The organism is Acinetobacter sp. AS5 (assembly GCF_048957595.1).
GTDB lineage: Bacteria > Pseudomonadota > Gammaproteobacteria > Pseudomonadales > Moraxellaceae > Acinetobacter.
This window is the reverse complement of sequence record NZ_JARDAL010000132.1, coordinates 1-1,259: the sequence shown is the minus strand read 5'-3', so window position 1 is coordinate 1,259 and position 1,259 is coordinate 1. Positions and strand designations below refer to the sequence as shown.

The 1,259-nt window shown below is 36.7% G+C and carries 1 protein-coding gene; it reads right to left on the bottom strand.

Annotation, left to right across the window (positions count from 1 at the left end; translation table 11 throughout):
• Window positions 1–376: 376 nt before the first annotated feature.
• Window positions 377–991: a DUF2057 family protein gene (locus PV763_RS17565; protein WP_420938292.1), complete on the bottom strand. Its 615-nt coding sequence runs from the start codon at window positions 989–991 to the stop codon at window positions 377–379.
• Window positions 992–1,259 lie beyond the last annotated feature (268 nt).

Here is a 1,259-nt window from a genome sequence, read left to right as displayed (position 1 = left end):
CAATGAAAATAATTTCGATCAATCAACCAGTAAAAATCCACACAAGTTGTTCTTCATAATCTCTTAATGATCTTCTTAAAACCTCGTCAGTTTTAAGCTCCAACCCAATCACTTAACGTTTCGTTCCATGCATTGCGTTGGTGTGCTGCGTATTCTATACAGTTTCAAAACGAGCGCAAGGGCTTTTCTTAAAAAAATTCAAAAAAACCAATCATGCGTTTATTTTTTAATCTGAAAGGCTATTTTTAACACTTTTTTTGCATTTTTCTAGCTAATTCCGAATGAAAAGTTTAAGCAAATGTTAATTTTCTAGCCCTCATCTCATAAAAAAAAGATCACCTTAATGGTGATCTTTTTGATTCTTCATCAAAATATTTTAATTTGCCTGCTCAGCGAGCCAAGTCATAAATTTTTGACGCTCAGCTTTAGAAGCCTTCTGCCATAATTGAATCAGCTGCTGATCATTCTGGTCTGCTGACTGAGTATATACAGCTGCAGGTTGATTAACTGGTGTCGCAGTTTGAGTTGTCAGATCCATTTTTTTAGTCAACACACGATTTCCAAACCATGGTTTCGCTGAATCTTTAGCGCCCGTCTGCTGGACTAAGAGCTGATTTTTCGCATCATATAGGCCAATAATGGGCTGATCTTTATATTTTTGCGCTGCATCAAAATCTTTAGGCGCCTGAATAAGTGCTAAACGGTAAGTTTCACCATCTTTAAGGTTTGGTGTTTTTACCGTAACCACACCTGACTTTAAAATGTCATGTGAATTGTCTGAATGCTGGAAAAATTCGTTATAGCGTACGCTGATCGCATTTATACCTGCATCCAAGCTATAAGTCTGATTAGAACGCAATAGACCCGAGTTCACCTCCTGATCATTTACGGCAACAATTTTTATTTCTTCAGGTACTGTGACGGTCACTGCTGAAAAAACTGATGTGCTAAACAGAAACACTGCTGCAGTTGCCGCAATACGTAAACCCATATCCTTTACTCATTTTTGGTTGTTTATTAAAAATTAGCTGCACTATGCCGCGTCTAAATGACAATCTTATGACAAAAGCTGGAGTGATACAGCCTGTGTTTTTAGCATTTATTTGCTAGAGATATCACATCATATCCAAATCCAACTCTAAGACATAAAAAAGAAGCATCAAAGTCACTGCTGTCCCATAATTTGCTTTAAATAAAAAAACCTGAGTCCTAACAGTTAAAATATGAGTGCAAACAAACACTTTAACGACCAGGATTCA